At 68.1% G+C, this 899-nt stretch carries 1 protein-coding gene; it reads right to left on the bottom strand.

From position 1 onward, the window contains the following. Positions 1-56 precede the first annotated feature (56 nt). Positions 57-899 (bottom strand): alkaline phosphatase PhoX (locus ACOADB_RS03850; RefSeq protein WP_378596611.1); only part of this gene is annotated, 843 nt, incomplete at its 5' end.

The following is an 899-nucleotide window of genomic DNA, read 5'->3' as shown; positions in this document are numbered from 1 at the left end:
TCACCGACTGGGACCTGCTGGTCGAGGACACGTCCTTCTCGAACGAGGCCCCGGCCTCAGACTCCGATCTTCGACCAGGGACCCCAGATGGCGAACGTCAGGCCACGTGAGGCCTGGATGTTGACGAACAGCGTCGAACCGTCCGGGCTGAAGGTCGATCCTGCGAACTCGTCCCCGGTGCGCCCGGCCATCCGGTTCAGGGCGATGTCAGAGATGCGACCTTGTGGCGTGAGTCCCCGGATGTAGTTGTCCTGGTCGTGGTCCTCGCAGACCACGAGCGTCCCGCCCGCGGAGACCGTGATGTTGTCGGGGAAGTCCAGGGTGACGCGGTCGGGGGACTGGTACACCAGGCGGAGCTCCTGCTCCGCGATGTTCAGTGCCCACACCTGTCCGAACCCGGTGCCGTACCCGTCGACGGAGGGGTTCGTCCCCACCTGCCCGCCGCCCTGCGTGGAGCAGAAGTACACCCTCCCGTTGTCGTACACCTGGCCCTCCAGCCGGGAGAACTGCGCTGCGCCGAGGGCGATCCCCTGGGATGCCACGTGGTTGATCGCCGTGTTGTTCGACGTCGGCGCGACCACGCCCGGGGTGTACGGGAAGCTCGGGTCAGGGTCGTCGATGTCGACCCACTCGACGGGGAACACCGCGTTCTTGGGCTGCGCCTCGACGAGGAGCGCGTTGTCGACGCCCACCACCTTCAGCATCTGCAGCTGCCCGCCGTCCTCGAGGTGTCCGACCTCCAGGGGGTGGTGGGGCGGGAGGTAGCGGTAGAAACCGGACGGGAACCCGAAGTTGTCCTCGGTCAGGTACAGGTGGCCGTGGACGGGGTCGAACGACACGGCCTCGTGGGCGAAGCGGCCCGCGGAGCGGATCGGCTCGGCGCTGGCCGCGCCCTCCAC

Source organism: Nocardioides sp. CPCC 206348 (assembly GCF_048654705.1).
Classification (GTDB): Bacteria; Actinomycetota; Actinomycetes; order Propionibacteriales; family Nocardioidaceae; genus Nocardioides.
Note: the sequence above shows the minus strand (reverse complement) of the source record. Positions and strands in the feature narration are given on the sequence as shown.